Consider the following 25,009-nt stretch of genomic DNA (forward strand, 5'->3'; position numbering starts at 1 on the left):
CCGATATTCGGCTTGTGCCGAGTTTAGCCACGTGAAGTCGGTACCATTCGCTCATGCCACGGATTCGTCGATTCTTGCTTCTCCCCGCCGCCGGGATCGGCGTCGCGGCCGCGGTGCTCGCCGCCCCTGTCGCCGCCGCGGACACGACCATCGCCCCGCCGACTCTGCCGCAGTGCGTGAACGTGGAAGGTAGTGCGATCAGCGGTGGCCAGACCACCGAGTGCGCCACCCCCGGCAACACCGAGATCAACGCGACACCGCAGCAGTTCGCCGGCGAGGAGCCGTTCTACGGCTTCCCGGTGTTCGGATTCTGGTGAGCGCGGTCCGTCCGTACCGCATCGCGGTTCCCGACGAGGTTCTCGCCGACCTCCGCGACCGCCTCAACCGCACCCGCTGGCCAGAGCGCGAGTGTGTCGAGGACTGGAGCCAGGGCATCCCACTGGACTACACCCGTGAGTTGGCCGGCTACTGGGCCAACGAGTACGACTGGCGGGCCCGCGAGGCCGCGCTCAACCGCTTCGATCACTTCCTGACCGAGATCGACGGCCTGGACATTCATTTCATTCATCAGCGGTCATCGAATCCCGATGCGCTGCCGCTGATCATCACGCATGGCTGGCCAGGCTCGATCGTCGAGTTCCACAAGGTGATCGAGCCGCTGTCCGAGAACTTCCACGTGGTGTGTCCGTCGCTGCCCGGCTACGGCTTCTCCGGCAAGCCGGACCGGACCGGCTGGTCGGTGGAGAAGATCGCCGAGGCGTGGGCCACGCTGATGGCCCGGCTCGGCTACGACCGCTACGGTGCCCAGGGCGGCGACTGGGGTTCGGCGATCACCGCGCAGATGGGCCGAAACGGCCAGGGCTGCATCGCGATTCACATCAACATGCCGCTCGGCTTCCCGAGTGGGGATAGCGGCCAGGACCCCACCCCGGCCGAGGTAGCGGCCTATGCCCGGATGAGTGAGCACGTTCGTTGGGGCACAGGCTATTCCGAGGAGCAGGCCACCCGGCCGCAAACCCTGGGCTACGGACTGACCGACTCGCCGGTGGGCCAGCTGGCCTGGATCGTGGAGAAGTTCTGGGCCTGGACTGATTGTGACGGCCACCCCGAGAACGTGCTGAGCCGCGACGAGATGCTCGACAACGTGATGCTGTACTGGGCCACGGCGTCGGCCACGTCCTCGGCGCGGCTGTACTGGCAGAGCTTCAAGAACCTGATCGATGGCGGTCCGGTGCCGGTCCCGACGGGGGTGGCGGCGTTCCCGAAGGAGATCGTGCCCAGCCCGCGTAACTGGTGCGAGTCGCGCTACAACATCACGCACTGGACCGATATGCCGCGCGGTGGCCACTTCGCCGCCTTCGAGCAGCCGGAACTGTTCGTCGAGGACGTGCGGACCTTCTTCGCCACCGTCAGCTAGCGGCGCTGCGCCGCCTCGGTCAGTGCGGCCGGAATCCCCGTTATGCGGGCGATGGCGTCGAGCAGGGTGTGGGCGCACAGGTCGGCCAGGCCGTCGGCGTCGACGGAGGGGTCAAGGATGCTCTGCCGGCACAGTTCGAAAGTGAAAGCCAGCCAGCCGAACACGATGACCCGCAGGTCCCGTTCCACCTTGGAATCCAGCTCACCGGCAGCATCGGTGACGGCCGCCATGATCCGCTGGGTCTGGCGCTCGTTGTCGATGTCGTCGATGCCGCGCAGCACCGGATCGGTGCGGCCCATCCCGATGTAGGCCGCCCACGCACCATGCGGATGTTCGGTGTCGTAGCGCATGTAGGCCAGCACTCCGGCCCGCAACCGGTCGAACAGGCTCAGGCCCTCATCGGCCGGGGTGCTGGTGGCCTCGAACAGCCGCTCACTCTCGGCGCGGACCACCGCGGCGAAGAACGCCCGCTTGTCGGGGAAGTAGTGATACATCAGTGCCCGTGACACCCCGGCCCGCTCGGCGATCTCGTCGATGCGGACCTCGTCGTAGGGCCGCTGCCCGAAGACTTCGGCGCCCAGCGTCAGCAGCTCGCTGCGCCGATCAGCAGGCGACAGGCGTCGGCGCGCGGGCGGGCTGGGCACCCGCCCATACTGACACATGTACAACAGGTGCTGACGAATCAGGAACGTGTGACGTGCCCCGGCAGCGAAGCTCGGCCAGACCTGGTAAGCGGTAGGTCTATGGCCACGATTCTGGCGTACGGCGCCCCGGCACTCGGGCATCTGCTGCCCGCAAGTGTGCTGCTGCGCGAACTCGCCGACCGGGGCCATGACGTCCACCTGCGCACCTCGGCGGCCGGGGTGGCCACCGGGGCACGGCTGGGCTTGCACTCCGCACCGGTCGATCCGCGGATCGAGGCCATCACCAGCCCGGACTGGACCGCACGCAGCGTCTTCGGCGTGCTGAAGATGACGATCGACGTGCTGTGCCGGCGTGCCGAACTGGAAGTCGACGACCTGGCCCGGGCCATCGCCGAGGTCAAGCCGGACGCCCTGATCCTCGACGCCAACTGCTGGGGAGCGATTTCGGCCGCCGATGCCGGTGACATTCCGTGGGCGGTGTTCTCCCCGTTCACCCCGTTCCTGCGGTCGCGGGGGGTGCCGCCGGTGGGGCCGGGGATGCGCCCGTGGTCCGGTCCGGTGGGAGTGGTGCGGGACCGCATCCTGCGGGGTGTGGTGTGGCAGGTGATGGACCGCCCGATGCTGCCCCGGCTCAATGCGGTGCGCGAACGCGTCGGGGCACCGCCGGTGCGTTCGGTCGACGAGTTCCTGCGCCGGGCGCCGTTGATGCTCGTCGTCGGCGGCGAGCCGTTCGAGTACCCGCACCCGGACTGGGGTGACCGTGTCCACCTCATCGGGGCGTGCGCGTCGGACACCGATGCGCAGGCCCCGGACTGGCTGGCGGGCATCTCCGATCCCATCGTGCTGGTCACCACCTCGTCCATCCGGCAGGCCGATTCCCGCCTCGGTGAGGTGGCGCTGCAGGCCCTGGCCGACGAACCCGTGCACGTGGTCGCGACCTTCCCTGCCGGCGTACCCGAGGATCTGGTGGTCCCCGCCAATGCCACTGTCCGGCAGTATGTTCCGCACGGCCCGGTGCTGGACCGTGCGGTGTGCGCGATCACCCACGGCGGGATGGGTGCCACTGTGCGCGCGCTGGACCGCGGGGTGCCGGTGTGTGTGGTTCCCTTCGGCCGGGATCAGCCGGAGGTCGCCATGCGCGTCGAGGTGGCCCGCTGCGGCACCCGGCTACCCGCCGCGAAGCTCACCCCGAAACGGTTGCGTGCCAAGGTGTCCGAGGCGATGGGGATGGCCGAGGGTGCCCGGCGGGTGGCCGACGGCTTCGCCGCGACCGGGGGAGCGGCCAGAGGTGCGGACCTGATCGAGCAGCAACTGCTCGCCCCCGGCCTCGCCCAAACCAACGTTTCGCCGCGAAAGTCCGAGTAGATCGCGCCAGAACGTCGATCTCGGCGCAGACCGGCTCAGCCGAAGTGCACGCCCTGGGCCAGTGGCAGTTCCGAGGAGTAGTTCACCGTGTTGGTGGCCCGCCGCATGTAGGCCTTCCAGGAGTCCGACCCTGACTCACGGCCGCCGCCGGTCTGCTTCTCGCCGCCGAACGCCCCGCCGATTTCCGCGCCGGAAGTGCCGATGTTGACGTTGGCGATACCGCAGTCCGAGCCGTCGGCGGCCAGGAAGCGCTCCGCCTCGCGCACGTCGGTGGTGAAGATGGCCGAGGAAAGGCCCTGCGGCACCGCATTGTTCAGGGCGATCGCCTCGTCGAGGGTCTCGTAGGTCAGCACGTAGAGGATCGGTGCGAAGGTCTCGTTATGCACGATGTCGGTCTGGGCGGGCATCCGCACCACCGCGGGTGCGACGTAGAAGGCGTCCTCGCCGCTATCCCCACCGATGTGGTGACGCTCGCCGCCGATGACCTCACCACCGTTGGCGCGGGCCTGCTCCAGGGCGCCCACCATGTCGCGGTAGGCGGTCTCGTGGATCAGCGGGCCGATCAGGGTGCCCTCGGCGGACGGATCCCCGATGGGCAGGCTGCGGTAGGCGGCCGCGATCCGGTCCACCACAGTGTCGGCGATCGAGGAATGCACGATCAGCCGGCGCAGCGTGGTGCAGCGCTGGCCCGCGGTGCCGGCGGCGGAGAAGACGATGCCACGTACCGCGAGATCCAGATCGGCCGAGGGGGTGACGACGGCCGCGTTGTTGCCGCCGAGTTCCAGCAGCACCCGACCGAACCGCTCGGCGACGCGGGGCCCGACCTGCCGGCCCATCCGCACCGACCCGGTCGCCGACACCAGCGCCACCCGCGGATCGTCCACCAGCAATTCGCCCACCTCGCGGCCACCCTGCACCAGCCGGCTCACCGCGGTGGGCGCACCCACGTCGGCGGCGGCCCGTTCGATCAGCGCCTGGCAGGCGATCGCGGTCAGCGGGGTGAGATCGGAGGGCTTCCACACCACGGTGTCACCGCACACCAGGGCGACCGCGGCGTTCCACGCCCACACCGCCACCGGGAAGTTGAAGGCGGTGATGACGCCGACGACACCGAGCGGATGCCAGGTCTCCATCAGCCGGTGGCCGGGCCGCTCGGAGGCGATGGTGCGGCCGTAGAGCTGACGGGACAGCCCGACGGCGAACTCGCAGATGTCGATCATCTCCTGGACCTCACCGAGGGCCTCGGAGGTGATCTTGCCGGCCTCGATGGTCACCAGCGTGGCCAGATCGGCCTTGTGCTCGCGCAGCAGCTCGCCCAGCCGGGCGACCAGCTGACCACGCACCGGCCCCGGGGTGGTGCGCCAGGTCGAAAATGCTTGTGCCGCTTCGGTGATCGCGAGCTCTGCGTCAGCGGTGCTGGCCTCGGTCACGGTGAACAGGACATCCCCGGTCAGCGGTGTGCTCGCCTGCAGGCCGTGAGCGCCCGGTTCGGCCAGCGTGACATGCGCGCCGATGGCGTCGAAGGCGCGCCGCACCCGGTCCTGGAGGTCGGTGAGAGTGGGCAGGGCGGTGGCGGTGGTGGTGCTCATGCGGGCGGCTCCTGGGCTGTCGCGTCGTAGAGGTCGTAGGGATCGTGAATGGGACGGCCGATCGCCTCGGCCATCCAGTCGAGGGTGTAGCCGGACCGGTCGGCCACCGCGGCGGCCTCGGTATCGGCGTCCAGATTGGATCGGAAGATACCCGCCGCCGAGGCGGGCAGGAAGTCCTCGTAGACCACCGGCGAAGTGGGGTCGCCCCGGTGGTAGTAGGCCAGCCCCTGAGACGCCATCTCGGCGTCGTTGTCCGGGAAGTAGTCGCCCCACACCGCGGCCGGATCGGGCGCCGACATCGCGGCATCGAAACGCTCCCGGCCCTTGCGGGTGAGAGCCACGCCGCGGGCCTCGACCTCACCGAAACGCACCCGCAGCGTGCTCTCGGTGACAGAGCCGTCGGCCTCGCGGAAGCGCCGCGGCTCGGCCAGCGCGCGAAACGATGTCTGGCGCAACAACACATCGGGTCCGGCCCACCGGGGCGGGCCCTGGATGGCGTCGATCATCTCGATGCCGCGCTGCGTCATCCGCCGGTAGAGGTCGTCGATATCCAACACGCGCGGGGTGAGGTGATTGATATGGGTGGTGCGCACGCCGGCAATGTCGGCGGCCACCGCCGAGATGGCGGTGAGCTCGTTGTACCAGGCCCGGTCGACGGGCTCGGCGGACAGCGCGAACGACGCCACCGCCCGCGCGACGAAGTCTTCGCCGGCTTCGGCCGGGCAGCCGCCGTCGGCCGCGATCTGGCGGGCCTGGGCGATCAGTGCGGGGTCGAACAGCTGCCGGGTGCCGAGGAACGTCTCGACGCGGTTCCGCAGATCGTCGTCGAAGAACCGGGCGTCGCGGGTGGCCAGCATCGAGGTGAACACCCGAAACGGGTTGCGGCCCAACTCCCGGGACTCGATGGGCCGGAACACCGTGGAGACCACCGGCACCGGCGAGGCGGCGTCACGCAGGTCGTAGAAGCCCACCGGGTACATGCCGAACGCAGCGAACAGGTCTGCGACATCAGCCAATTCGGCCGGGCTACCGACCCGGATCGCGCCGTGCCGTTCGGCGGTCACCCGTTGCAATGAGCCGAGCCGTTCGGCTTCGGGATGGGCGGCGACATAGTCGCGGTTCACGGCTTCGCTGACCTCGACCAGGGTGGTGTAGGCCGGTACCTCGGCGCCGTACATCGCCGAGAGCGCGGCCGCGAACCGGGTGCGCAGCTGCCAGCATTCGAGCTTGGGTGCGCTCATCGGGCGCCTCCGGTCAGATAGTGTGCGGCCATGGCGGACACCGCGGAGCCGGCCCACGGCCTCGACGACATCGATCGCACCCTGGTGCGGGAGTTGGTCGTCGACGGCAGGGCCACGCTGGCACACCTGGCCACCACGACGGGGCTGTCGGTGTCGGCGGTGCAATCGAGGGTGCGGCGGCTGGAGGCGCGCGGCGTGGTGACCGGGTACAGCGCCCGCGTCGACCCCGAAGCGTTCGGACAGATGCTCTCGGCGTTCGTCGCCATCACCCCTCTCGATCCGTCTCAACCTGATGATGCGCCCGCCCGCCTGGAACACATTGCCGAAATCGAGGCCTGCTACTCGGTGGCCGGCGAGGAGAGCTACATCCTGTTCGTGCGCGTCGAGTCCCCGCGGGATCTGGAAACGCTGCTGCAGCAGATCCGTACCGCCGCGAACGTACGCACTCGAAGCACGATCATTCTAAACACATTTTACAGCGAACGCGTGTATCTGCCGGAATAGTTCCGGTCTGTAGGGCTTGATGGCCCGTTTCTTCCTGTTGTCGGTCGCGTGCGGCGAGTTAATCCCCGCGCGGCTCCGGCGTGCCCCTCGGGTCGGGCTGTGATAGGAAAATATGCGCTCGGCATGCTAGAAAAGCGTAAAAATTACGATAGGATCGCCTAATGACGGAACTCTTGTCGCGTGACGACCTTGTATCGCCGGCATCTGCTGCCCCCAGCGCCAGTGCCGTCGAACCTTCTGCGGTGCATGCCGTGCTGGCCCGCAGCATCCTGGCCGACGGCCTGGATCTGGTGCTCGACCTCGACCGCTCGACCGGCGCGCACCTGGTCGACGCCCGCGACGGCAAGCACTATCTCGACATGTTCACCTTCTTCGCGTCCTCGGCGCTGGGGATGAACCACCCAGCGCTGGCGCACGACGAGCAGTTCCGCGCCGACCTGCTGCAGGCCGCCATCAACAAGCCGTCCAACTCCGATGTCTACACCGTGCCGATGGCGCGCTTCGTCGAGACGTTCGCCCGGGTGCTCGGCGACCCGGCGCTGCCGCACCTGTTCTTCGTCGACGGCGGCGCGCTCGCGGTCGAGAACGCGCTCAAGGTCGCCTTCGACTGGAAGAGCCGGCACAACGAAGCCCGCGGCATCGACCCCGAGCTGGGCACCCGGGTCCTGCATCTGCGCGGCGCGTTCCACGGCCGCAGCGGTTACACCCTGTCGCTGACCAACACCGACCCCAACAAGGTGGCGCGGTTCCCGAAGTTCGACTGGCCGCGGATCGACGCGCCCTATGTGCGGCCCGGCGCCGATATGGACGCCGTGGAAGCCGAGTCGCTGCGACAGGCCCGCGCGGCATTCGAGGCCCACCCGCACGACATCGCCTGTTTCATCGCCGAACCCATCCAGGGCGAGGGCGGCGACCGGCACTTCCGGCCCCAGTTCTTCGCCGCGATGCGCGAGCTCTGCGACGAGTTCGACGCGCTGATGATCGCCGACGAGGTGCAGACCGGCTGCGGAATCACCGGCACCCCATGGGCTTACCAGCAGCTCGGCTTCACCCCCGATGTCGTCGCCTTCGGCAAGAAAACCCAGGTGTGCGGCGTGATGGCCGGCCGCCGGGTCGACGAGGTGGCCGACAACGTGTTCGCGGTGAGCTCGCGGATCAATTCGACCTGGGGCGGCAACCTGGTCGACATGGTGCGCTCGCGCCGGATCCTCGAGGTGATCGAGGCCGACGGCCTGCTGGCGCATACCGCCCGGATGGGGGAGCGGCTGCTGGCCGCGCTGCAGGACCTGGCCCACGAAGTGCCCGACGTGGTGCGCGACGTGCGCGGCCGCGGACTGATGTGCGCGTTCAGCCTGCCCACCACTGCGGACCGCGACGCCCTACTCGCCGCGTTGTGGGAGCGTGGCGTGATCATGCTCGGCAGCGGTCCGGACAGCGTCCGCTTCCGCCCCGCCCTCACCGTCACCCCGGCCGAACTGGACCGCGCGGTGGCCACGGTCCGCGAGGTGTTGCGCGCCGCGGTCTAGCATTTCCGGTATGCGACTGCCGGTGCTGCTCGTCGGATTGGCAGCGGTGGTGCTCGCCGGATGCGCGCACACCGTTGCCGGCAGCCCGGTGTCCAACCCGGCTCAGGCCATCCAGCCGTTGCGGGCCGACGACACCGATCAGGTGATGATCAGTCCGGCGCAATTGCGGGACATGGTCGGGGTGAAGCTACAGACCGACGCCGACCAGGCCCGCCCGATCTCCGGATCGTCAGCGTTCCCGGCGTGCTCGGCGCTCGACGCCGCGGGAATGGCGGCTTTCCTCGGTGACACGTGGTCGGGCTTTCATGTCATGCTGTTCACCGACGGTGACAAACACGACCACGTGGTGGCCGAAGCCGTCGCCGTCTACCCCGACGCACACTCCGCCGCAACGCAATTCACCACCGGAACCAAGAGTGCGAAAGCGTGCGACGGCCAGCGTGCACTGAGCATCGGCGGCGATGCCGCCTGGAAGTTCACCGTCCCCGAGATCAACGCCGACACCGTGCGCTGGAGCAAGTCACAGCTGGCCATCCCGTTCGACTGGACCTGCTACGGCGAAGCGCGGCTGCGCAATAACGCGATCGTGCAGGCGATGGCCTGTCAGGGTGACGACGGCGGACAGCTGACCGTCACCAGGATGACCGACCGGATGTCGGCGACGGTGTGGGAGCTGTCGGGTCGCTGAGCGCTCGCCAGACCCGGGCCGGTGTCATCGGCAGGGCGCGAAGCCGGGCGCCGCACGCGTCGGCGATCGCATTGGCCAGGGCGGGCGCTACCGGGTTGTAGGGCGACTCGCTCATCGACTTGGCGCCCAACGGACCCAGTTCGTCGACCGTGTCGGCAAAGTACACCTCGGTGACCGGAAGGTCGGCCAGCTGCGGAATGTGGTAGTTACGCAACGCATCTGTGGTGACGGCGCCGTCCGGGCCGATGCGCATCTCCTCGAACAACGCCGAGCCGATCGCCTGTGCCGCACCGCCTTCGACCTGTCCGCGGCACTGTTCAGGGTTGATCACCACGCCTGCGTCGGCCGCCTGGATGGACTGCAGGATGCGGACCTGTCCCGTTTCGACGTTCACCGCGACGCGGAACGCGTGCACGTTGAAGGCCACCGAGCGTGGTGACCCGTCGTGATGCCCGGTGGCCTGCAATGGGCCGCGGTCGAGCAGGTCGGCGAAGCCAACGAACTGCTGCCCGCACTGCACCCCGTGCGGGCCGAGCGTGCACTCCGACCCCGGCACCCCGGTGATCCCGGAGGCGGCGGCCACGATGGTGAGCTTCAGTTCCTGGCAAGCCCGCAGCAGCGCGGTACCCGCCACGACGGTGCCTGCCGAGCCGAAGGCACCGGTGTCGTAACCGGTGGCATCGGTGTCGGACTGATGCAGGTCGATGCGCTCGGATGTGGTGGCCAGCGCGGTGGCGGCCAACTGGGTGTGCACTGTCGACGTGCCATTGCCGAACTCGGCGGTCCCCACTGAAACCACATACCGGCCTTCAGGATTCACCGCTACTGAGGCCTCGGCACGGTGCCCGCGGGGCGGGATGGTGGCGATCATCGCCACGGCCATTCCCTCGCCGACGCGCCACGCTGCACCCGGCGGCGGCTCGACGCCGTTGCCACGGCGCAGTGCGTCCTGTGCCAGATCCAGGCACTGGTCCAGTCCGTAGCTGCCGAACGTGAGGTCGTCGGAGACGACATGCCAGTCGACGAAATCGTCGCCGGGTACGACGACGTTGCGGCGGCGCAGGTCGAATGGATCGATGCCGAGCTGGCCGGCCACCTCGTCGAGGGCGCTTTCGATAGCGAAGATCACCTGGCCAAGGCCGTAGCCGCGGAACGCTCCCGACGGCAGGTGATTGGTGTACACCGCCTGCGCATCGACCTTCTTGTTCGGGCACCGGTACACGGCCAGCGATTCACCGCAGCTGTGAAGCAGCACGCCCACACTGTGATTGCCGTATGCCCCGGCATCGGACAGGACGTCGATCGCCAGCGCGGTCAGCACCCCGTCGGGGCCGGCCGCGGCCGTGACGTCGACCCGATAGGGATGGCGGCACGGGGCGATGGTGAACTGGTCGCTCCTGCTGAACTCGTAGCGCACCGGGCGTCCCAGCCGCAGCACCGCCAGTGCCACCAGATCCTCGGTCAGCATCTCCTGTTTGGCGCCGAACCCGCCGCCCACCCGAGCGGTGAACACGGCAACGCCGTCGCGGGGCAGACCGAAGATATGACACAGCTCGTCGCGAACCAGGAACGGCACCTGCGTGCTGCTGCGAATCACCAAGCGGCCCTGATCATCTCGCCAACCGGTGCAGCCGTGGGTCTCTAGGTGGGTGTGCTGTACCCGGGCGGTGGTGTAGCGGCCGGTGACCACCACGCCGCCAGCGGCGCGGGTGGCGGCGAGCGCAGCCTCGACGTCGCCTACCTCGCCGTGCACTTCGCCGACGATGTTGCGGCCGGGGTCGGCGATCCGCGCCCCGGGGCCTTTGTCACCGTGCAGCAGCGGCGCCCCGTCCTGACGGGCGCGATCCGGATCGAACACCGCGGGCAGCGGTTCGTAGTCGACGACGATGGCCCGGCAGGCGCTTTCGGCGATCGCGACGCTGTCGGCCACCACCGCCGCCACCCGTTGGCCGACGAAGCGCACCGTGTCATCGAGGATGCGGGTGTCGTCGGGGTCGTCCTCACGCAGTTCGTGCCGCGCGGTGGAGAAGGCGACCGGCGGGCTGTCGCGATGGGTGAGGACCAGTCGCACGCCGGGAATGGCCTCGGCGGCCACGGTGTCGATCGACATGATGCGGGCATGCGGCAGCGGGCTGCCGAGCACCGCCAGATGCAGCAGCGGCTCGTCGGGCTCGAAGTCCATGGTGTAGCGCTCGGTGCCGGTCACCACCCGAACTGCGGCGGGGGGGCTCACCGACCGGCCGACGGCGGCAGCGGGCTGCCGAGCACCGCCAGATGCAGCAGCGGCTCGTCGGGCTCGAAGTCCATGGTGTAGCGCTCGGTGCCGGTCACCACCCGAACTGCGGCGGGTGGGCTCACCGACCGTCCGACGTCGGCAGCCTGTGCCGGTTTCTCGGTATTCGTCGTACCCGCCAGGGCGTCGACGATCGAGCGATATCCCGTGCAGCGGCACAGGTTTCCCTTGAGCTGCTCGGGCAGGTCGGCGTCATCAGCCAGCACCGAAGCGGTGACGACCATCCCGGCGGTGCAGAACCCGCACTGGAATCCACCGGCTTCCACGAAGCGGCGCTGCACCGGATGCAGATCCTCGGGGGTACCCAGCCCGGCGACCGTGGTGACGTCGCGGCCCTCGACGCGGTAGGCGGGAACGATGCACGAATGGGCCGGTTCACCGTCGATCAGCACCGAGCAGGCTCCGCAGTCACCGGCGTCGCAGCCCTTCTTGACCTCGAAATGGCCGTGCTCGCGAAGATACGTGCGCAGACACTGACCCGGCCGGGGCGGGTCGGTCTGCTCGGTGCCGTTGATCCTGATCATGCGAGTTCGGCCGTCACCTCGCGGGCCAGCAGCAGCGCCATGGCGGCCCGCCAGTCCGGGTCGCCATGCGCGTCATCGGTCCACTGGTCGGGGGGCACTTCGGCGTGGGCCGCGCGCAGATCCTCCTCAGCAGGCGGGGAGGGAAAGGTGAAGACATAGGGCCGCACGGTCGCACCGGTCACCGAGACCACGGTGGCGCCCCCGTCGGCGGGTGTGTCGCGCCGGCCGATCACCACCACGCCGGACCGTCCGAGCGTCGACGGCGCGATCTTGCGGTAGGCGGTCTGCGCCCGCAACGCCGCCGCGGGCAGATGCACGGAGCGCAGGACCTCGCCGGGCGCCAGCCGATTGGTCGCGGCACCGGTGACGAAGTCCACCAACGGCATCCGGTGTTCGGTGCCGTCGGCACGCCAGATCAGCACCTCGCCGTCCAGGGCGCTGCACAACGAGATCATCGAACCTGCCGGGAATGACAAGCAGAGGTTGCCGCCCACAGTGGCGGTCTTCCACACCTTGAACGACGCCTTCAGCGCGCCCGCGCACTGGCGGAACAGCGGAGCGGATGTCCAGTCCGGACGCTGCTCGGGCAGCTGTGCGGACAGCTGCGCGATCTGTTCGACGGTGCAGGTGGCGGCGATCTCGATTCCGTTGTCGCTCAACAGGACCGGCTCCCAGCCCAGGGCGGTGATGTCGATCAGACGGCGCAGGTGTGGCTGCGGCTCGGAGAACAGCCAGGTCCCACCCGCCAGCACCGCGTCGCCGGGGCCCAGCGGCCACACGTCGGCGCGGCGCGTCGGGATGTCGACGACCTCGACCGTGGGAAGATCCACGTCCAAAACGTAGACGCCGCGGCGGCGGTGCGCATGCGCAAGCCCTCCCAGTGCAACTTGGGGGTTGCACAAGCAGGAGGCGTATGCAACTGTGTAGTTGCACATCCGCTGACCTCTGGGAGACCCCGTGACCACTCTGGACATCACCCGCACGATCGATATCTCCGCGCCCGTCGAGAAGGTGTGGCGCGCATTGACCGAACCGAACCTGATTGCCGAATGGTTCGGCGATACCGCTGAATTCGTCGCAGAAGAAGGCGGTCACGGTGCTTTCGGCTGGGAAGGACACGGCACCTTCCGGGTGATCGTCGAGCACGTCGAGGAACTCAAGACCCTGGTGTACCGGTGGGCCCGTGAGCGCGACGTCGACCCCGTGGTGGGCAACTCCACCCTGGTGCGCTTCGATCTCGAGCCGATCTCCGGCGGAACCCGCCTCACCCTGGTCGAGACCGGTTTCGAGGACCTCGATGATCCGCGGGGCCACCACGACGGCAACTCCGAAGGCTGGACGGCCGAACTGGGCGACCTGGTCGACTACCTGACCCGCTGATGAACCGCGAACTCGATGAGGTCCCGGCCGTGCTCGCGGTGCTGGCCGACGAGACCCGCTGGCAGATCCTCACTGCACTGGGCCGGGAGGATCTGTCCGCGAGCGCACTGGCGGCCCGACTGCCGGTGAGCAGGCAGGCCATCGCCAAACATCTCGCGACATTGGCGGCTGCCGGCCTGGTGGAGCCGGTGCCCGTCGGCCGGGAGATCCGGTACCGGGCGCTCGGCGCCCGGTTGTCGGCGCTCGGCGCCGAGCTCGACAGGCTGGGCCGGGTCTGGGACCGCAGGCTGGCGGCCATCAAGCGCATCGCGGAGGGCTCCCTCTAGGTGCTGACAGATGCCAAAGGCCCGGCCGAAGCCGGGCCTTTGGACTGCGAGACCTTCTACTGGTTGGCCTTCTGGCGCGCCTCGGCGGCCTTGGCGCCCGCACGGGCAGCCTCGGCCTCGGCCTCTTTCTTGGCAGCTTCGCGCTGCGCCTCGGCCTTGTCCTGCTGGGCCTTGCCCTCGTTGACGAGGTCATTGCGGCCGGTCACCGTACCGACGGCTTCCTTGGCCTTGCCCTTGACGTCCTCGACGACGCCCTTGATGGCTTCGGCGGGACCGCTGTTGTTGTCGTCAGACATGTTTTCCTTCGGATCAGTAGCTGCGGATCAGTGAGATCAGCTTTTCCTTGCTCAGTCCGGAATACCCCGAGATTCCGAGCTGCTTCGCCCTCTTCTTGAGCTCGGCGACGGTCCACCCCTCGTAAGCGCAGGACCGGCTGGGGCGAAAGAAGCGGATGTCGTCTGCACCCGTCCTGTTCGCCATTGCGATGTTCGACATCTCCTACCCCCTTTGCTGAGGATTACCAGGTACCTCGCAAAGGCCTGTACCCACTTGGCTACAGGGGTCAAACATTTCCCTGACTAGCGGAGTTCGTCCTGGTCAGGATCCTCGACGACCAGGCGCTGGTCATGCCAGTCTGATTCGTTGCTCTCCAGCGGCCGGTCGGAGTCGTCCAGGGGTTCGGGTTCCACCACGTCGGCGCGCTGCTCGACGGCATCGGCGACGGGAACCTCGTCCGGAATGGAATCACTCATCACCGGCCAACGTACCCGCACCCGGGTGCCGGTTTCACCGACTGCAGCGCGGGTATCGCGGTGGCCATGACGTCATTGTGGCTCGACCGCGCCCAGGATCACCGGACCGATACCGCCGAGGTGCCCAACGCGGAAGTTGCCGTCGTGGGAGCCGGAATCACCGGGCTGGTGACGGCGGTCCTGCTGGCCCGTGGCGGCAAGCGCGTGGTGGTGATCGAAGCACGCACCCCCGGTGCGGTCACCACCGGAAACACCACCGCCAAGGTCAGCCTGCTGCAGGGCACCAGGCTCTCGACGATCTCCCGGCGTCATTCCCTGGATCTGGTGCGTCAGTACGTCGAGGGCAACACCGAAGGGCAGGCCTGGCTGGCCCAGTACTGCGGGGAGCGTGGCGTCGACCTGCAGTACGAGGATGCCTACACCTATGCCCAGTCTGATCGTGGATTGCCCTCCGCCCGTGCGGAATTCGAGACGGCACAGGCGGCCGGTCTAGGCGTGGAGTGGGTGGACCGCCTCGATGTCCCGTTCCCCTTCGTCGGTGGAGTGCGGCTCGCTGGCCAGATCCAGTTCGATCCGATGCCGTTCCTCGACGCGCTGATCGCCGAGTTGCGCGACCGCGGCGGCCGGCTGGTCACGGGGCATCGGGTGCATGCGGCATCAACGGCCAGTGGCCGGGTCCGCCTGGCCTTACGGGACGCCGACGGTGCCGAACGGATCGCGCACGCCGATCAGTGCGTGCTGGCCACCGGCACCCCGATCCTGGATAGGGGTGCGTTCTTCGCCCGGCTACACCCGGCCAGGTCCTACTGCGTGGCCTTCGATGTGCCCGGTGGGGTGCCACGCCCGATGATGCTGTCCACCGACGAGCCGAGCCGATCGGTGCGCTACGCGCGCACCACCGAGGGTGACCGGCTCATCGTCGGCGGGGCCGGCCATACCGTCGGCCGTAAGGACAGCCCGCGGACCTCCTACGACGAACTCGTCGGGTGGGCCAAGCGCTACTTTCCCGGTGCTGAACCCACCCACTACTGGTCGGCCCAGGACTACGTCGCTATCGACGAACTGCCCTACGTCGGGCCGCTGCTGCCCGGCAGCGACCACTTCTTCGTGGCGACCGGCTTCGCGAAATGGGGCATGACCAACGGGGTGGCCGCCGGCCTGCTGCTGGCCAAGCGGATTCTCGGCAGCGAGCCGGCCCGCTGGGGGCAGGCCTTCGACAGCTGGAGCACCCACGAGCTCACCGGCATCACCACGGCGATCAAGACCAATCTGGAGGTTGGCTGGCACCTGGCGGCCGGTTGGGTGACACCGATGGCCCGCCGCGATGGTCACCTGACCGAGGGTGCCGGTGTGGTCAGCGGGCCGCCCTGGCATATGGAAGCGCGCAGCGTGGTCGACGGTGTCGAGCGCTGCGTGTCCCCGGTATGCACCCATCTCGGCGGCATTCTGGCCTGGAACGATGCCGAGAAATCGTGGGATTGTCCGCTCCATGGATCGCGCTTCGGGCCGGATGGCGCCGTGCTGGAAGGGCCCGCCAGCCGCAGCCTGTCCCAATGAGCCACGCCTGGGCAACGTTTAGCCGCTGCACCCCCGGGTACGCCCCTTCGAGATGGAGGAGGAAACGCAGTGAGGATCGCGATGATCTCCGCCCACGCCAGTCCGCTGGCGGCCGCGGAGGGATTCGATGTCAGCGGTCAGAGCGTCCGGGTCGCAGAATTGTCGGCCGCGCTTGCCCGGCGTGGCCACGAGATCACTGTCTACACCCGCCGTGAGGACCCGGCGCGGCCGGACCGCGTCCGTACCGCCCACGGCTACACCGTGGCGCAGGTGCCGGCCGGACCTCCCCGTCCACTGGCCACCGACTCGACCTTCGAGTACATGAGTGACTTTGCCCGCTACCTCGACACCCAGTGGGCCCACAGCCGCCCGCATGTAGCGCACGCCCACTTCTGGATGTCGGGGCTGGCGTCGTTGTTGGCAGCCAGGAGCCGCGATGTGCCCACCGTGCAGACGTTCTACACCCTCGGCTCAGTCGACGGCCCCGCCTCCACAGGCGATGTCCCGGCGCAGCCGCGGCGCAAGCTGGAGCCCCTGGTCGCAAAGCAATCCACCTGGGTGACCGCCACCTGCACCGACGAGGTGTTCCGCCTCATCCACCTGGGCCGCTCGCGATCGCAGATCTCGGTGGTCCCGTGCGGTGTCGATCCCGAGGCGTTCAGCACCGAAGGCCTGGTGGCCGAGCGTCCGTCGACCGGCCATCGGATTCTTACCGTCGGAAAGCTGGCTCCGCGCAAGGGTTTTGACACCATGATCGCGGCTCTGCCGTTGATCCCGGACGCCGAGTACGTCATTGCTGGTGGCCCCCCGGCGGATCGACTGGACTCCGATGACGAGGTGGTGCGGCTGCGGGCGTTGGCGGGCCGGTTGGGTGTCGCCGACCGAGTGAGCTTCACCGGCGCCGTCGCACACCGGGACATGCCGGCGCTGTTGCGCTCGGCCGACGTCGTCACGTGCACGCCCCGGTACGAACCCTGCGGGATGGTGCCCCTGGAGGCGATGGCGTGCGGTGTCCCGGTGGTCGCGTCGGCGGTGGGCGGAATGCGCGACACGATCGTGCATGACGTGACCGGACAGCTCGTCAGTCCGGGCAGGCCACGCGAGCTCGCCGAAGCCGTGACGATGTTGCTGCGCGACGGCTTTTTGCGCCGCAGCTTCGGTCTGGCCGGCCGTGATCGGGTGTGCGCCCGCTACTCCTGGGATCGCATCGCCACCGACACACTGCGGGTATACGACCGCGTGGTGGGTGCCGGCACCGGTGACGCACAGCTCCCCGCGGGCTGACCCGTCCATGGTGTCCTGCGTAACAATGTGGCCTCACCAGGTTTGACGTGCTGGTGACGGCGGGTATCAAAGCCCCACCATGATGACGACACTCGCACCGAGTACCCGGCCTAGCGGATCGCCACACGATCATGGATAGCCCAACCCTGGACTGGAGTAGTGTCGGGGCGACCGTGCCGGGAGGCCAGATGACGGATGGCGAGAGCCGAGGCAGCGCGCAGCAACGAGGCGCCAGCGCTGTCGAATTCAGGATCGCCGCGCGGGTGGAGAACCTCGCCGTGCTTCGGACATTGATCGGTGCGGTCGGAACCTTCGAAGACCTGGATTTCGATGCCGTCGCCGATCTGCGGCTGGCTGTCGACGAGGCCTGCACCCGGCTGATCCGGTCGGCCACTCCCGACGCCACGCTGATCGTCGTGGTCGATCCGCGTGATGACGTCGTCGTGGTCGAGGCCTCCACCGAATGTGACACCTACGACGTGGTCACCCCTGGCAGCTTCAGCTGGCACGTGCTGAGCTCACTGACCGACGATGTGCAGACATTCCACAACGGTCACGAGCCCAGTAGCGACGGGCAGGTCTTCGGCATCACTTTGACTACGAGGCGGGCAGGCTCCGTACGGTGAGTCCCCGATCGGCCAATAGTTCGTCGTCACGGACGAACTCCGAATACGCCGATGTCCCGGACATGTTCCGGGAATTGGCGACGCTGCCCCCGGATTCCCCGGAGTTCCAGCGGCATCGGGACCGGATCGTGCAGCGGTGCCTGCCGCTGGCCGATCACATCGCCCGCCGCTTCGACGGCCGCGGTGAGCCGCGCGACGACCTCGTGCAGGTGGCCCGGGTGGGCCTGGTCAACGCCGTCATCCGCTTCGACGTCGAAACCGGTTCGGACTTCGTGTCCTTCGCGGTGCCGACGATCATGGGCGAAGTTCGTCGCCACTTCCGCGACAACAGTTGGTCAGTGAAGGTTCCGCGCCGGCTGAAGGAACTGCATCTGCGCCTGGGTGCGGCCACCTCCGAGCTCTCCCAGCGACTGGGCCGGGCCCCCACCGCCAGCGAGCTGGCCGAGGAACTCGGCATGGATCGCCAAGAGGTGGTCGAAGGCCTGGTCGCGGGTAGTTCCTACAACACCCTGTCGATCGACAGCGGTGGCAGCGGCAGCGATGAGGACGCCCCGGCGATTGTCGACACCCTGGGTGACGTGGATACCAGCCTCGACCAGATCGAGAACCGGGAAGCGCTGCGGCCGCTACTCGCAGCGCTTCCGGAACGCGAGCGAACTGTGCTACTGCTGCGATTCTTCGAATCGCTGACCCAGACCCAGATCGCGGAGCGGGTCGGGATCTCCCAGATGCACGTGTCGCGGTTGCTGGCTAAATCGCTAGCTCGGCTCCGTGACGAGCTGCAGTAGCCGGCGCGGCTCGTCATCGAGCAGCGTGATCGCTTCGGGAACGGTGTCGGCGACCGGCAGGACATTGTCCCTGTCGCAGACCCGCAGCAGCCTGGCGACTGCCTCCCCGGATACCAGCGCCCAGCGGGCGCCGGAGTGCGCACAGCGCACATTGATCGTGTGTAGCGCCGAAAAGCCAGCTGTGCCAAAGAATTCCAGCGTGCTCAGGTCGAGGACCAGTCGCACGCCGTCAGTGGTGGACTGGTCGACATAGGTGGCGAACTCGGCTGCGTTGGATGCATCAAGCTCACCCTGGACGGTGATGATCCCGACGGCCGTGTCAGGCCATTGGGTGGTGAAGCGGGCGGTGTGGCAATCAACGGACTGCTGCGTAGCCGAACGCTGCGGACGATCTGTTCCTAGTACAGACATGGTGACTCCATCAGTCGAAGGATTCGTACTGTGGATCACGTCAAGGTGGTTACCCGTGGGTGTAGGGAGTTGGTGCCTTCCCACACGTCAATGACGTTGTTTCCGGGCGGCTGTTAACTCAACCTGTGGCCAACCCTACTCCGGTTACCCGACGAAAGACAGCCGAAGCGACAATTCCCGCCCCCGGCGAGCTTCGGAATTTGACCCCCCGGTCAACGCCTACGGCAGGGGTGTCAGCGGGCCACCCATGATGTTGCCGACGATGCCGCGAATGACGTTGCTGCCGTCCTCATTTCGCAGCTCCCGATACCACTGCGCGGTGATGTCCGGATCCTTGGCGTGCATCAGGTCGCACCGCTTGCGGGCCCGTAACACCAGGTCAGCGGCTCGTTCGGTGCGTGAGCGCTGGTAGGCGGCCAACGCGGCGTGCACGTCGTCGGGGTGATCACGCAACGCCCACTGCAGCGCGATGGCGTCCTCCATAGCCGAGCACCCGCCCTGCCCGATGTCGGGTGTGGTGTTGTGCGCGGCATCGCCGAGGACGGCCACCCGACCCTTGACCCAGGTGTGGAAGGGGTCGAGGTCCAAAATCTCGACCCGGTTGGTGGTCAGCGGATCGAGCGTGTCGATGAGGACTTGCACGCCGGGTGCCCAGCCGGCGAAATGCTCGCGCAGCACGTCCCGAGCCGATGCCCGGTCGTAGTCGACACCCTGCGCTTCGAGCACGTCGAAGAAGAAGTAGAACCGGTTGCCGGCCACCGGCATCACCGAAACACGTTTGCCCGCACCGACATAGGTGGTCCACCGGGTCGGCGGCCCGATCCGTTCGTCGACCTCGACCAGCCCGTTGTAGTTCACGTAGCCGGCATAGCGGCGTGTCACCGGGTGGCCCAGAACGTACTCGCGGGTGATCGAACTGGCGCCGTCGGCACCGATGATGACATCGGCCGACACCGTCGTCCCGTCGGCGAAGGTGGCTGTCGCGGCATCTTCGCCGCCACGCACGTCGACCATCTTCATGCCGAAGTGGATGTCGTCGATCCCGTAGGCCTGCATCAGCATCAGCTGCAGTTCGGCGCGGGCGATGGGGTAGGGCCGCTGGCCGACCTCATCGATCAGCGGTTGCATCGCAAACAGGCACATCGTCTCGCCGGTGAACGCGTCGACGTAGCTCATCTCCTCGACGATGCCGCCGAGTTCCGCGGTCTGCTGCTCCAGGCCCAGATAGTTCAGGCACTTCACCCCGTTGGACCACACCGAGATCGCCGCCCCCACCGGCTTGTTCTCGGTGACCCGCTCGTAGACCTCGGTGTCGATCCCGATCTGACGCAGCGCGATCGCCGCGCTCATACCGCCCATCCCCGCGCCGATGATCACGACCTTCACACGCTCAACTCCCTCGGTACGTCGAATAGGAATAGGGCGACAACAGCAGCGGCACATGGTATTTGCCCGCCGCATCGGTGATGTCGAAGGTGATGACCACCTCCGGGTAGAAGGTCGGCACACCCTGGGCGGCGAAGTACGCCCCGGTGTCGAAGTGCAACCGGTGTATACCGGCGGGCACATCGCCGCCGAGGCCGGAGATCCGGCCGTCGGCGTCCGTGGTCGCCGTGGTCCCGTCGAGGGAGACGGTGATCCCGGCGGCGGGCTTGCCCGTGGTGGCGTCCAGGACGTGAGTGCTCAGCTGTGCCATGACCTCAAGCCTGCCCCACCGGTGGCCCGCTCAGCAGCCGTTGCAGCCGAAGCCGGTTGATCTTGGCCAACTCGTTGCGCATCACCCGCCGTTCGGTCTCCGGGTCATTACCCAGCCGGTCGGTGAGGATCGCCAGCAGCTCCTCGGCGGTGCGGCCGCTGGCACACACCAGATACACGTAGCCGAACGTGTCCTCGTATTGCCGATTCTTCTCGGCCAGTTCGGCTTTCACGGCGGCGTCGGCGTCGGCGACCCCGGCCTGCTCGCGTTGCGAGGACGGGTTGTCGGGCCGGTCGCCGATGCGGGGGTGGCCGTCGAGTGCGGCATCGAGTTCGGCATCGGGGAGTTCGGCCAGCACCCGGTCGGCCCGGTCCAGTACCGCCTCGATGTCGGGGAACGGACCCCCGGCCAGCACCCGTCTGGCCCAGATCGGCGACGAACACACCTCGAACAGCGCGTGCATGCGCTGGCGGTCGGACAGCCCGTTGAAGCCGTCGAGACCCAGCGCTCTCACGTCAGCTCGTTGAGCCGGTTGAACCGGGCCGCCGCGATCGGGTTGGCGTCGGCGACCAGTTCGCTGAACCGGTAGTTGGCGATCTTGGCGATCTCGATGAGCGCGAACGCCTTCTCCGCGCTGGCCGAGTTGTCCATCCGCGACCAGCCGTTGCGCAGCACGTTCTCGAAGGGTTTGGTCTCGCGGGCGCAGATCACCAGCGGGAAGCCGAAGTGCTCCCGGTAGGCGGCGGCCAGGTCGACCAGGTCGTTGTGGTCCTCCTCGCCCAGGCTGCTCAGCGCGATGTGGTCGACGGCCAGCACATGCCCGGTCTCGTCTTCGGCACCGAGGTCGGGGAAGGCGTTGATCAGTTCCAGCTGCTGTTCGGTCGAACCGGTCAGCAGCGCATCCTGAAACGCCTCCCGCAGCTGCTGGGTGTCGGCGAACGGCCGCTGCTCGAAGGCCCGCCGCACCGCCCACGGAACGTCTTGCACCACATGGCCGAACACCTCGGTGAATCGTTCCTCGGTCATGGCGTTGACCTCGTCGAGGGTGATGGTGCCGTCACCCGCCACCCGCGGGCCCCGGCTGCCGGTGTGGAAGAACACGATGTTGAGCAGGATCGCGCTGACCGCGCCGATGCTGATACCGCTGCCGAAGATCAGGTCGATGCCGGCCGGCATGCCCTTGGCGATATCGGGATACGTCGTCACCCACAGCGCCAGCGCCAGGCTGGTGGTGACGATGATGAGGTTGCGGTGGTCGGTGAAGTCCACCTTGCCCAGGGTCTGGATACCGACGACGGCGACGGTCGCGAACAGGGTGAGTGCGGCGCCGCCGAGCACCGGGTTGGGGATCGAGGCGACGATGGCGGCCACCTTCGGCAGGAAGCCGAGCAGGATCATGATCACGCCCGCGGCGGCCACCACCCACCGGCTCTTGACCCCGGTCAGCCGGACCAGGCCGACGTTCTCGGAGAAGGCGGTGTACGGGAACGAGTTGAAGATGCCGCCGATTGTGGTCGCCACGCCGTCGGCGCGCAGCACGTTGCCGATATCGGAAGCCGTGACCCGCTTTCCGACGATCTCCCCGGTGGCGATGGTGCTGCCGGTGGACTCCACCGCGGTGATCAGCAGCACGATGATCATGGTCAGGCAGGCCACGAAGTCGAACTTGGGCATGCCGAAGAGGAACGGCTGGGTGAATCCGATGGCGGCGGCCTCGCCGACCTTGTCGAAGTTCATATCGCCCAGCGCGTAGGCGACGGCGCAGCCGACCACCAGGCCGAGCAGCACCGCGATGGTGGCGAGGAAGCCGCGGAACAGCCGCTGGATCGCCACGATGACGACGATGGTGCCCAATGCGTAGAGGAACCACCGGATGTTGGTCGGGTCCTTCTCGTGGGTGTGCGGATTGGTCACCGCGTCCATGGCGCCTACGGGCACCAGACACAGCCCGATGATCGTGATGAGCGTCCCGGTCACCACCGGGGGGAAGAACTTCAGCAGCTTGATGAAGATCGGCGCGATCAGGAACGTGAAGATGCCGGCGACGATCACGGCGCCGTAGACGTAGAGCATGCTCGCCGACCCGCCACCGTTGGCCAGCCCGATCGCGATGATCGGGGAGACACCGGCGAACGTCACACCCTGCAGCAGCGGCAGCCGCACGCCGATCTTCCAGACCCCGACGGCCTGCAGGATCGAGGCGATACCGCAGGTGAACAAGTCGGCCGTGATGAGCTTGACCAGCTCCTGCTGGGACAGCCCGACGGCACCGGCGATGATGATCGGCACCAGCACCGCGCCGGCGTAGAACGCCACCACGTGCTGGAAGCCGTACGTCGCGAGTTGGGGGATGGGCAGCACCTCGTCGACCGGGTGCACGCGCTTTTTCGTGGTGACGACCGAGGTGGACATGCCCCCAAGGATCGACCAGGAGGACAATGTTCGCATGTCGAAGCGTGGGCAGGCTGCCGGTGTTCTGCTGGCAGCCGGCGCCGGTGTTCGATACGGCATGCCCAAAGTGCTTGCCGCCCAGGGACAGTGGCTGGCCGCAGCGGTGGCGGCGCTGACCGGGGGCGGCTGCGCTGAGGTGATCGTGGTCCTCGGTGCCGCGGTGGTGGACGTGCCGCCGCCGGCGCGGGCGGTCGTGGCCGAGGACTGGCAGCAGGGGATGGGGTCCTCGCTGCGGGCGGGACTGGCCGCGGCAGGAGAGGCCGACCACGCGGTGGTGCTCACCGTCGACACCCCCGACATCGGGGCCGATGTGGTGCACCGGGTGCTGACCGCGGCGCGCGAATCGGATTCCGGGATCGCCCGGGCGAGCTACGCCGGCCGGCCGGGACACCCGGTGGTCATCGCGCGCCGGCATTGGCCCGCCTTGCTGGAGACCCTGCACGGTGACGGGGGTGCCCGCCGGTTCCTGGCGCCCCGCACCGATGTGGTGGCCGTCGACTGCGCGGATCTGGCCACCGGCGTCGACATCGACGAACCGGGCTAGCCGATACCGAAAGCTGCGGCGAATCGGCCCACCGCGTCGGCGGCCACCGCTGCGGCGTCCTGCTGACCGGCTCGCGCCCTGCTGGCCAGTGCGCCACTGCGCGGGTCAAGTGTCACCTCGGCGAGTAACTCGCCGGTCGTCGGCTCGCACACCGCCCACGAATAGCCGGTGTCGGATGCCCACGCGGCCAGGCTCTGCTCGACGTAGTCGGCCCGCGTCTCCCCGAGATCGGCCAGCGCAGGGCGGTCGTCGATGCGCTCATCGGCGCGCAGTGCCCGCAAATACCATGTGCCGGCGTTGATTTCGACGGGTTCCACGTCAGCGGCGCCGACCGTAGAGCAGCATGCCGACCACCGGCAGCGCCAGCCAGGCCAGCCAGCCGTGCGGCACCAGCATGGTGAACCCCAGCGCGATCAGCGGGATCACCGCCATCGCGATGGCCCGCCAGTCGCGGGTGTGCTCGACGTCGGTGACGGGTTTGACCGGCAGGTCGGCGAAGATCGGTTCCAGGTCGGCGCGGGTGATGGCGGCGCTGACCGCCGCACTGCGCTCGGAGAACTCCTCCGGTGTCAGCCGCCCCTCGGAGAACTGCTTGCTCAGCAGTTGCAGCGCGTCCTCCCGTTCGGCCGTGCCGATCCGCACCCGTTCCAATTCCTCGCCCACGGGGTACATCATGCTCTATGAAGATTGCCCTGTTCGGTGCCAGCGGTCAGATCGGTACCGCGGTGTCCGAGTTCCTGAAAGCCGAAGGCCACGACGTGGTCGCCGCGTCCCGCAACACCGGCGTCGATGTACTCACCGGGGAAGGCGTGGCCGACGCCGTTGCCGGCGCCCAGGTGCTCGTCGACGTCCTCAACTCGCCGTCGTTCGAGGATGAACCGGTGATGGAGTTCTTCTCCACCGCCACCCGCACGCTCGTCGAGGCCGCCAGGACCGCGGGCGTCGGACACTATGTGGCGCTGACGATCGTTGGCGACACCCGGCTGCCGGACAGCGGCTACATGCGGGCCAAGGTCGCCCAGGAGACGCTCATCGAGTCCTCCGGCGTGCCGTACACAATCGTGCGGGCCACCCAGTTCATCGAATTCGCCGACGCCATCGTCGCGAGCATGACCGACGGCGACGTGGTGCGGGTGCCGCAGGCCCGGATCCAGCCCATGGCGGCCGCGGAGGTCGCCGCGCACGTGGCCCGCGCCGCGGTCGGGTCGCCGGCCGGTGTGGTCGAGATCGGCGGACCGGAGGCCATCACCTTCGCCGAGCTCGCGCGCACCGTGCTGGCCCGCAGCGGCCAACAGCGCGACGTCGTGGTCGATCCCGCGGTCACCTACTTCGGCGCGCGGGTGGATGACGACAGTCTGGTGACCGGTCCCGGGGCAGTGCTGGGGTCGGTGCGGTTCGGCTGA

At 68.2% G+C, this 25,009-nt stretch carries 30 protein-coding genes; 14 read left to right on the forward strand and 16 right to left on the reverse strand.

All coding sequences use genetic code 11. The features are described 5' to 3' along the window. Positions 1-53 precede the first annotated feature (53 nt). Positions 54-317 carry a hypothetical protein gene (locus tag BN3385_RS08865; RefSeq protein WP_059016161.1) on the forward strand — a complete coding sequence of 88 codons (264 nt, stop codon included), beginning with the start codon at positions 54-56 and terminating at the stop codon, positions 315-317. Continuing rightward, positions 314-1,417 (forward strand): epoxide hydrolase family protein, encoded by a 1,104-nt coding sequence (locus BN3385_RS08870; RefSeq protein WP_059016162.1) that lies wholly within the window; start codon positions 314-316, stop codon positions 1,415-1,417. Before BN3385_RS08865 ends, BN3385_RS08870 begins: the two co-directional genes overlap by 4 nt. Here BN3385_RS08870 and BN3385_RS08875 read toward each other — a convergent pair. After that, the gene (locus BN3385_RS08875) at positions 1,414-2,061 is read right to left on the reverse strand and encodes a TetR/AcrR family transcriptional regulator (RefSeq protein WP_231748667.1); all 648 of its coding nucleotides are present in this window, start codon (positions 2,059-2,061) and stop codon (positions 1,414-1,416) included. The genes BN3385_RS08870 and BN3385_RS08875 overlap by 4 nt on opposite strands. 99 nt (positions 2,062-2,160) lie before the next feature. Between BN3385_RS08875 and BN3385_RS08880 the strand changes: the two genes are divergently transcribed. Beyond that, a complete protein-coding gene (locus tag BN3385_RS08880) occupies positions 2,161-3,426 on the forward strand; it encodes a nucleotide disphospho-sugar-binding domain-containing protein (RefSeq protein ID WP_059016164.1) in 1,266 nt (421 codons plus the stop codon). 35 nt (positions 3,427-3,461) lie between these two features. Here BN3385_RS08880 and amaB read toward each other — a convergent pair whose 3' ends face one another. Continuing rightward, positions 3,462-5,015: an L-piperidine-6-carboxylate dehydrogenase gene (gene amaB, locus BN3385_RS08885; RefSeq protein ID WP_059016165.1), complete on the reverse strand. Its 1,554-nt coding sequence runs from the start codon at positions 5,013-5,015 to the stop codon at positions 3,462-3,464. Further along, positions 5,012-6,256, reverse strand: a complete 1,245-nt coding sequence (gene hglS / locus BN3385_RS08890; RefSeq protein ID WP_059016166.1) for a 2-oxoadipate dioxygenase/decarboxylase — start codon at positions 6,254-6,256, stop codon at positions 5,012-5,014. The genes amaB and hglS overlap by 4 nt, the downstream gene beginning before the upstream one ends. A 30-nt stretch (positions 6,257-6,286) precedes the next feature. On the opposite strand from hglS, the gene BN3385_RS08895 reads away from it, so the two are divergent. The 3 genes from BN3385_RS08895 (at position 6,287) to BN3385_RS08905 (ending at position 8,974) form a co-directional block, all read left to right on the forward strand. Further along, the gene (locus BN3385_RS08895) at positions 6,287-6,760 is read left to right on the forward strand and encodes an Lrp/AsnC family transcriptional regulator (protein WP_059016167.1); all 474 of its coding nucleotides are present in this window, start codon (positions 6,287-6,289) and stop codon (positions 6,758-6,760) included. A gap of 161 nt (positions 6,761-6,921) precedes the next feature. Next, entirely contained in the window at positions 6,922-8,286 is a 1,365-nt protein-coding gene (gene lat, locus BN3385_RS08900; protein ID WP_059016168.1) for an L-lysine 6-transaminase, read from the forward strand. A 10-nt stretch (positions 8,287-8,296) separates the two neighbouring features. Continuing rightward, complete coding sequence (locus BN3385_RS08905) at positions 8,297-8,974, forward strand: sensor domain-containing protein (protein ID WP_059016169.1); 678 nt, start codon at positions 8,297-8,299, stop codon at positions 8,972-8,974. Here BN3385_RS08905 and BN3385_RS08910 read toward each other — a convergent pair. The 3 genes from BN3385_RS08910 to BN3385_RS08920 are packed head-to-tail and all read right to left on the reverse strand — an operon-like array spanning position 8,919 to position 12,621. After that, positions 8,919-11,180, reverse strand: coding sequence for a xanthine dehydrogenase family protein molybdopterin-binding subunit (locus tag BN3385_RS08910; protein WP_502688044.1), 2,262 nt, complete (start codon positions 11,178-11,180; stop codon positions 8,919-8,921). The two genes, BN3385_RS08905 and BN3385_RS08910, sit on opposite strands and share 56 nt — an antisense overlap. A gap of 23 nt (positions 11,181-11,203) precedes the next feature. Continuing rightward, entirely contained in the window at positions 11,204-11,791 is a 588-nt protein-coding gene (locus BN3385_RS08915; protein ID WP_059016170.1) for a 2Fe-2S iron-sulfur cluster-binding protein, read from the reverse strand. Beyond that, the gene (locus tag BN3385_RS08920) at positions 11,788-12,621 is read right to left on the reverse strand and encodes an FAD binding domain-containing protein (RefSeq protein ID WP_059016171.1); all 834 of its coding nucleotides are present in this window, start codon (positions 12,619-12,621) and stop codon (positions 11,788-11,790) included. Before BN3385_RS08920 ends, BN3385_RS08915 begins: the two co-directional genes overlap by 4 nt. A gap of 127 nt (positions 12,622-12,748) precedes the next feature. Here BN3385_RS08920 and BN3385_RS08925 point away from each other — a divergent pair, with 127 nt between their 5' ends. After that, positions 12,749-13,171: an SRPBCC domain-containing protein gene (locus BN3385_RS08925; protein ID WP_059016172.1), complete on the forward strand. Its 423-nt coding sequence runs from the start codon at positions 12,749-12,751 to the stop codon at positions 13,169-13,171. Next, on the forward strand, positions 13,171-13,497 hold the full coding sequence (locus BN3385_RS08930; protein ID WP_059016173.1) for an ArsR/SmtB family transcription factor: 327 nt from the start codon (positions 13,171-13,173) through the stop codon (positions 13,495-13,497). Before BN3385_RS08925 ends, BN3385_RS08930 begins: the two co-directional genes overlap by 1 nt. A 56-nt stretch (positions 13,498-13,553) precedes the next feature. Here BN3385_RS08930 and mbp1 read toward each other — a convergent pair whose 3' ends face one another. The 3 genes from mbp1 to BN3385_RS28545 all read right to left on the reverse strand — a co-directional run bounded on the left by mbp1 (position 13,554) and on the right by BN3385_RS28545 (position 14,249). After that, on the reverse strand, positions 13,554-13,793 hold the full coding sequence (gene mbp1 / locus BN3385_RS08935) for a microaggregate-binding protein 1 (RefSeq protein WP_059016174.1): 240 nt from the start codon (positions 13,791-13,793) through the stop codon (positions 13,554-13,556). Positions 13,794-13,806: 13 nt separating this feature from the next. After that, positions 13,807-13,992: a Rho termination factor N-terminal domain-containing protein gene (locus BN3385_RS28070; RefSeq protein ID WP_156432646.1), complete on the reverse strand. Its 186-nt coding sequence runs from the start codon at positions 13,990-13,992 to the stop codon at positions 13,807-13,809. Positions 13,993-14,075: 83 nt separating this feature from the next. Next, positions 14,076-14,249: a hypothetical protein gene (locus tag BN3385_RS28545; protein WP_197415148.1), complete on the reverse strand. Its 174-nt coding sequence runs from the start codon at positions 14,247-14,249 to the stop codon at positions 14,076-14,078. Between the two features lie 66 nt (positions 14,250-14,315). On the opposite strand from BN3385_RS28545, the gene BN3385_RS08940 reads away from it, so the two are divergent. The 4 genes from BN3385_RS08940 (at position 14,316) to BN3385_RS08955 (ending at position 18,504) form a co-directional block, all read left to right on the forward strand. Continuing rightward, positions 14,316-15,806 (forward strand): FAD-dependent oxidoreductase, encoded by a 1,491-nt coding sequence (locus BN3385_RS08940; protein WP_059016175.1) that lies wholly within the window; start codon positions 14,316-14,318, stop codon positions 15,804-15,806. A 69-nt stretch (positions 15,807-15,875) separates the two neighbouring features. Next, positions 15,876-17,090 (forward strand): glycosyltransferase, encoded by a 1,215-nt coding sequence (locus tag BN3385_RS08945; protein WP_059016176.1) that lies wholly within the window; start codon positions 15,876-15,878, stop codon positions 17,088-17,090. A 188-nt stretch (positions 17,091-17,278) separates the two neighbouring features. Continuing rightward, on the forward strand, positions 17,279-17,716 hold the full coding sequence (locus tag BN3385_RS08950; RefSeq protein ID WP_059016177.1) for an ATP-binding protein: 438 nt from the start codon (positions 17,279-17,281) through the stop codon (positions 17,714-17,716). 62 nt (positions 17,717-17,778) lie between these two features. Then, entirely contained in the window at positions 17,779-18,504 is a 726-nt protein-coding gene (locus tag BN3385_RS08955) for an RNA polymerase sigma factor SigF (protein ID WP_059016178.1), read from the forward strand. Here the strand turns inward: BN3385_RS08955 and BN3385_RS08960 are convergent. The 5 genes from BN3385_RS08960 to BN3385_RS08980 all read right to left on the reverse strand — a co-directional run bounded on the left by BN3385_RS08960 (position 18,475) and on the right by BN3385_RS08980 (position 23,023). Further along, complete coding sequence (locus BN3385_RS08960; protein WP_231748668.1) at positions 18,475-18,954, reverse strand: STAS domain-containing protein; 480 nt, start codon at positions 18,952-18,954, stop codon at positions 18,475-18,477. The two genes, BN3385_RS08955 and BN3385_RS08960, sit on opposite strands and share 30 nt — an antisense overlap. A 180-nt stretch (positions 18,955-19,134) precedes the next feature. Then, the gene (hpxO, locus tag BN3385_RS08965) at positions 19,135-20,301 is read right to left on the reverse strand and encodes an FAD-dependent urate hydroxylase HpxO (RefSeq protein WP_059016180.1); all 1,167 of its coding nucleotides are present in this window, start codon (positions 20,299-20,301) and stop codon (positions 19,135-19,137) included. A 4-nt stretch (positions 20,302-20,305) separates the two neighbouring features. Next, a complete protein-coding gene (gene uraH, locus BN3385_RS08970) occupies positions 20,306-20,611 on the reverse strand; it encodes a hydroxyisourate hydrolase (RefSeq protein ID WP_059016181.1) in 306 nt (101 codons plus the stop codon). 4 nt (positions 20,612-20,615) lie between these two features. Continuing rightward, on the reverse strand, positions 20,616-21,125 hold the full coding sequence (gene uraD / locus BN3385_RS08975) for a 2-oxo-4-hydroxy-4-carboxy-5-ureidoimidazoline decarboxylase (protein WP_082690343.1): 510 nt from the start codon (positions 21,123-21,125) through the stop codon (positions 20,616-20,618). Continuing rightward, positions 21,122-23,023, reverse strand: coding sequence for a solute carrier family 23 protein (locus tag BN3385_RS08980; RefSeq protein WP_059016182.1), 1,902 nt, complete (start codon positions 23,021-23,023; stop codon positions 21,122-21,124). The genes uraD and BN3385_RS08980 overlap by 4 nt, the downstream gene beginning before the upstream one ends. A gap of 34 nt (positions 23,024-23,057) precedes the next feature. Between BN3385_RS08980 and BN3385_RS08985 the strand changes: the two genes are divergently transcribed. Further along, the gene (locus tag BN3385_RS08985) at positions 23,058-23,606 is read left to right on the forward strand and encodes a nucleotidyltransferase family protein (protein ID WP_059016183.1); all 549 of its coding nucleotides are present in this window, start codon (positions 23,058-23,060) and stop codon (positions 23,604-23,606) included. On the opposite strand, the gene BN3385_RS08990 is transcribed toward BN3385_RS08985, so the two are convergent. Beyond that, on the reverse strand, positions 23,603-23,923 hold the full coding sequence (locus BN3385_RS08990) for a hypothetical protein (RefSeq protein ID WP_059016184.1): 321 nt from the start codon (positions 23,921-23,923) through the stop codon (positions 23,603-23,605). The two genes, BN3385_RS08985 and BN3385_RS08990, sit on opposite strands and share 4 nt — an antisense overlap. A gap of 1 nt (position 23,924) precedes the next feature. Further along, positions 23,925-24,269 carry a DUF1707 SHOCT-like domain-containing protein gene (locus BN3385_RS08995; RefSeq protein ID WP_231748669.1) on the reverse strand — a complete coding sequence of 115 codons (345 nt, stop codon included), beginning with the start codon at positions 24,267-24,269 and terminating at the stop codon, positions 23,925-23,927. A 17-nt stretch (positions 24,270-24,286) separates the two neighbouring features. Between BN3385_RS08995 and BN3385_RS09000 the strand changes: the two genes are divergently transcribed. Next, on the forward strand, positions 24,287-25,009 hold the full coding sequence (locus tag BN3385_RS09000; protein WP_059016185.1) for an SDR family oxidoreductase: 723 nt from the start codon (positions 24,287-24,289) through the stop codon (positions 25,007-25,009).

Origin of the sequence: Mycobacterium sp. M26, assembly GCF_001494595.1 — a bacterium.
Classification (GTDB): Bacteria; Actinomycetota; Actinomycetes; order Mycobacteriales; family Mycobacteriaceae; genus Mycobacterium.

What these genes read in the sequence shown, in the direction of transcription:
- BN3385_RS08865 (WP_059016161.1), top strand. Translation starts at nt 54, where the DNA reads ATGCCACGGATTCGTCGATTCTTGCTTCTCCCCGCCGCCGGGATCGGC.
- BN3385_RS08880 (WP_059016164.1), top strand. Translation starts at nt 2,161, where the DNA reads ATGGCCACGATTCTGGCGTACGGCGCCCCGGCACTCGGGCATCTGCTG.
- amaB (WP_059016165.1), bottom strand. Translation starts at nt 5,015, where the DNA reads ATGAGCACCACCACCGCCACCGCCCTGCCCACTCTCACCGACCTCCAG.
- hglS (WP_059016166.1), bottom strand. Translation starts at nt 6,256, where the DNA reads ATGAGCGCACCCAAGCTCGAATGCTGGCAGCTGCGCACCCGGTTCGCG.
- BN3385_RS08895 (WP_059016167.1), top strand. Translation starts at nt 6,287, where the DNA reads ATGGCGGACACCGCGGAGCCGGCCCACGGCCTCGACGACATCGATCGC.
- lat (WP_059016168.1), top strand. Translation starts at nt 6,922, where the DNA reads ATGACGGAACTCTTGTCGCGTGACGACCTTGTATCGCCGGCATCTGCT.
- BN3385_RS08905 (WP_059016169.1), top strand. Translation starts at nt 8,297, where the DNA reads ATGCGACTGCCGGTGCTGCTCGTCGGATTGGCAGCGGTGGTGCTCGCC.
- BN3385_RS08915 (WP_059016170.1), bottom strand. Translation starts at nt 11,791, where the DNA reads ATGATCAGGATCAACGGCACCGAGCAGACCGACCCGCCCCGGCCGGGT.
- BN3385_RS08930 (WP_059016173.1), top strand. Translation starts at nt 13,171, where the DNA reads ATGAACCGCGAACTCGATGAGGTCCCGGCCGTGCTCGCGGTGCTGGCC.
- mbp1 (WP_059016174.1), bottom strand. Translation starts at nt 13,793, where the DNA reads ATGTCTGACGACAACAACAGCGGTCCCGCCGAAGCCATCAAGGGCGTC.
- BN3385_RS28070 (WP_156432646.1), bottom strand. Translation starts at nt 13,992, where the DNA reads ATGTCGAACATCGCAATGGCGAACAGGACGGGTGCAGACGACATCCGC.
- BN3385_RS28545 (WP_197415148.1), bottom strand. Translation starts at nt 14,249, where the DNA reads ATGAGTGATTCCATTCCGGACGAGGTTCCCGTCGCCGATGCCGTCGAG.
- BN3385_RS08940 (WP_059016175.1), top strand. Translation starts at nt 14,316, where the DNA reads ATGACGTCATTGTGGCTCGACCGCGCCCAGGATCACCGGACCGATACC.
- BN3385_RS08950 (WP_059016177.1), top strand. Translation starts at nt 17,279, where the DNA reads ATGACGGATGGCGAGAGCCGAGGCAGCGCGCAGCAACGAGGCGCCAGC.
- BN3385_RS08955 (WP_059016178.1), top strand. Translation starts at nt 17,779, where the DNA reads ATGTTCCGGGAATTGGCGACGCTGCCCCCGGATTCCCCGGAGTTCCAG.
- uraH (WP_059016181.1), bottom strand. Translation starts at nt 20,611, where the DNA reads ATGGCACAGCTGAGCACTCACGTCCTGGACGCCACCACGGGCAAGCCC.
- BN3385_RS08980 (WP_059016182.1), bottom strand. Translation starts at nt 23,023, where the DNA reads ATGTCCACCTCGGTCGTCACCACGAAAAAGCGCGTGCACCCGGTCGAC.
- BN3385_RS08985 (WP_059016183.1), top strand. Translation starts at nt 23,058, where the DNA reads ATGTCGAAGCGTGGGCAGGCTGCCGGTGTTCTGCTGGCAGCCGGCGCC.
- BN3385_RS09000 (WP_059016185.1), top strand. Translation starts at nt 24,287, where the DNA reads ATGAAGATTGCCCTGTTCGGTGCCAGCGGTCAGATCGGTACCGCGGTG.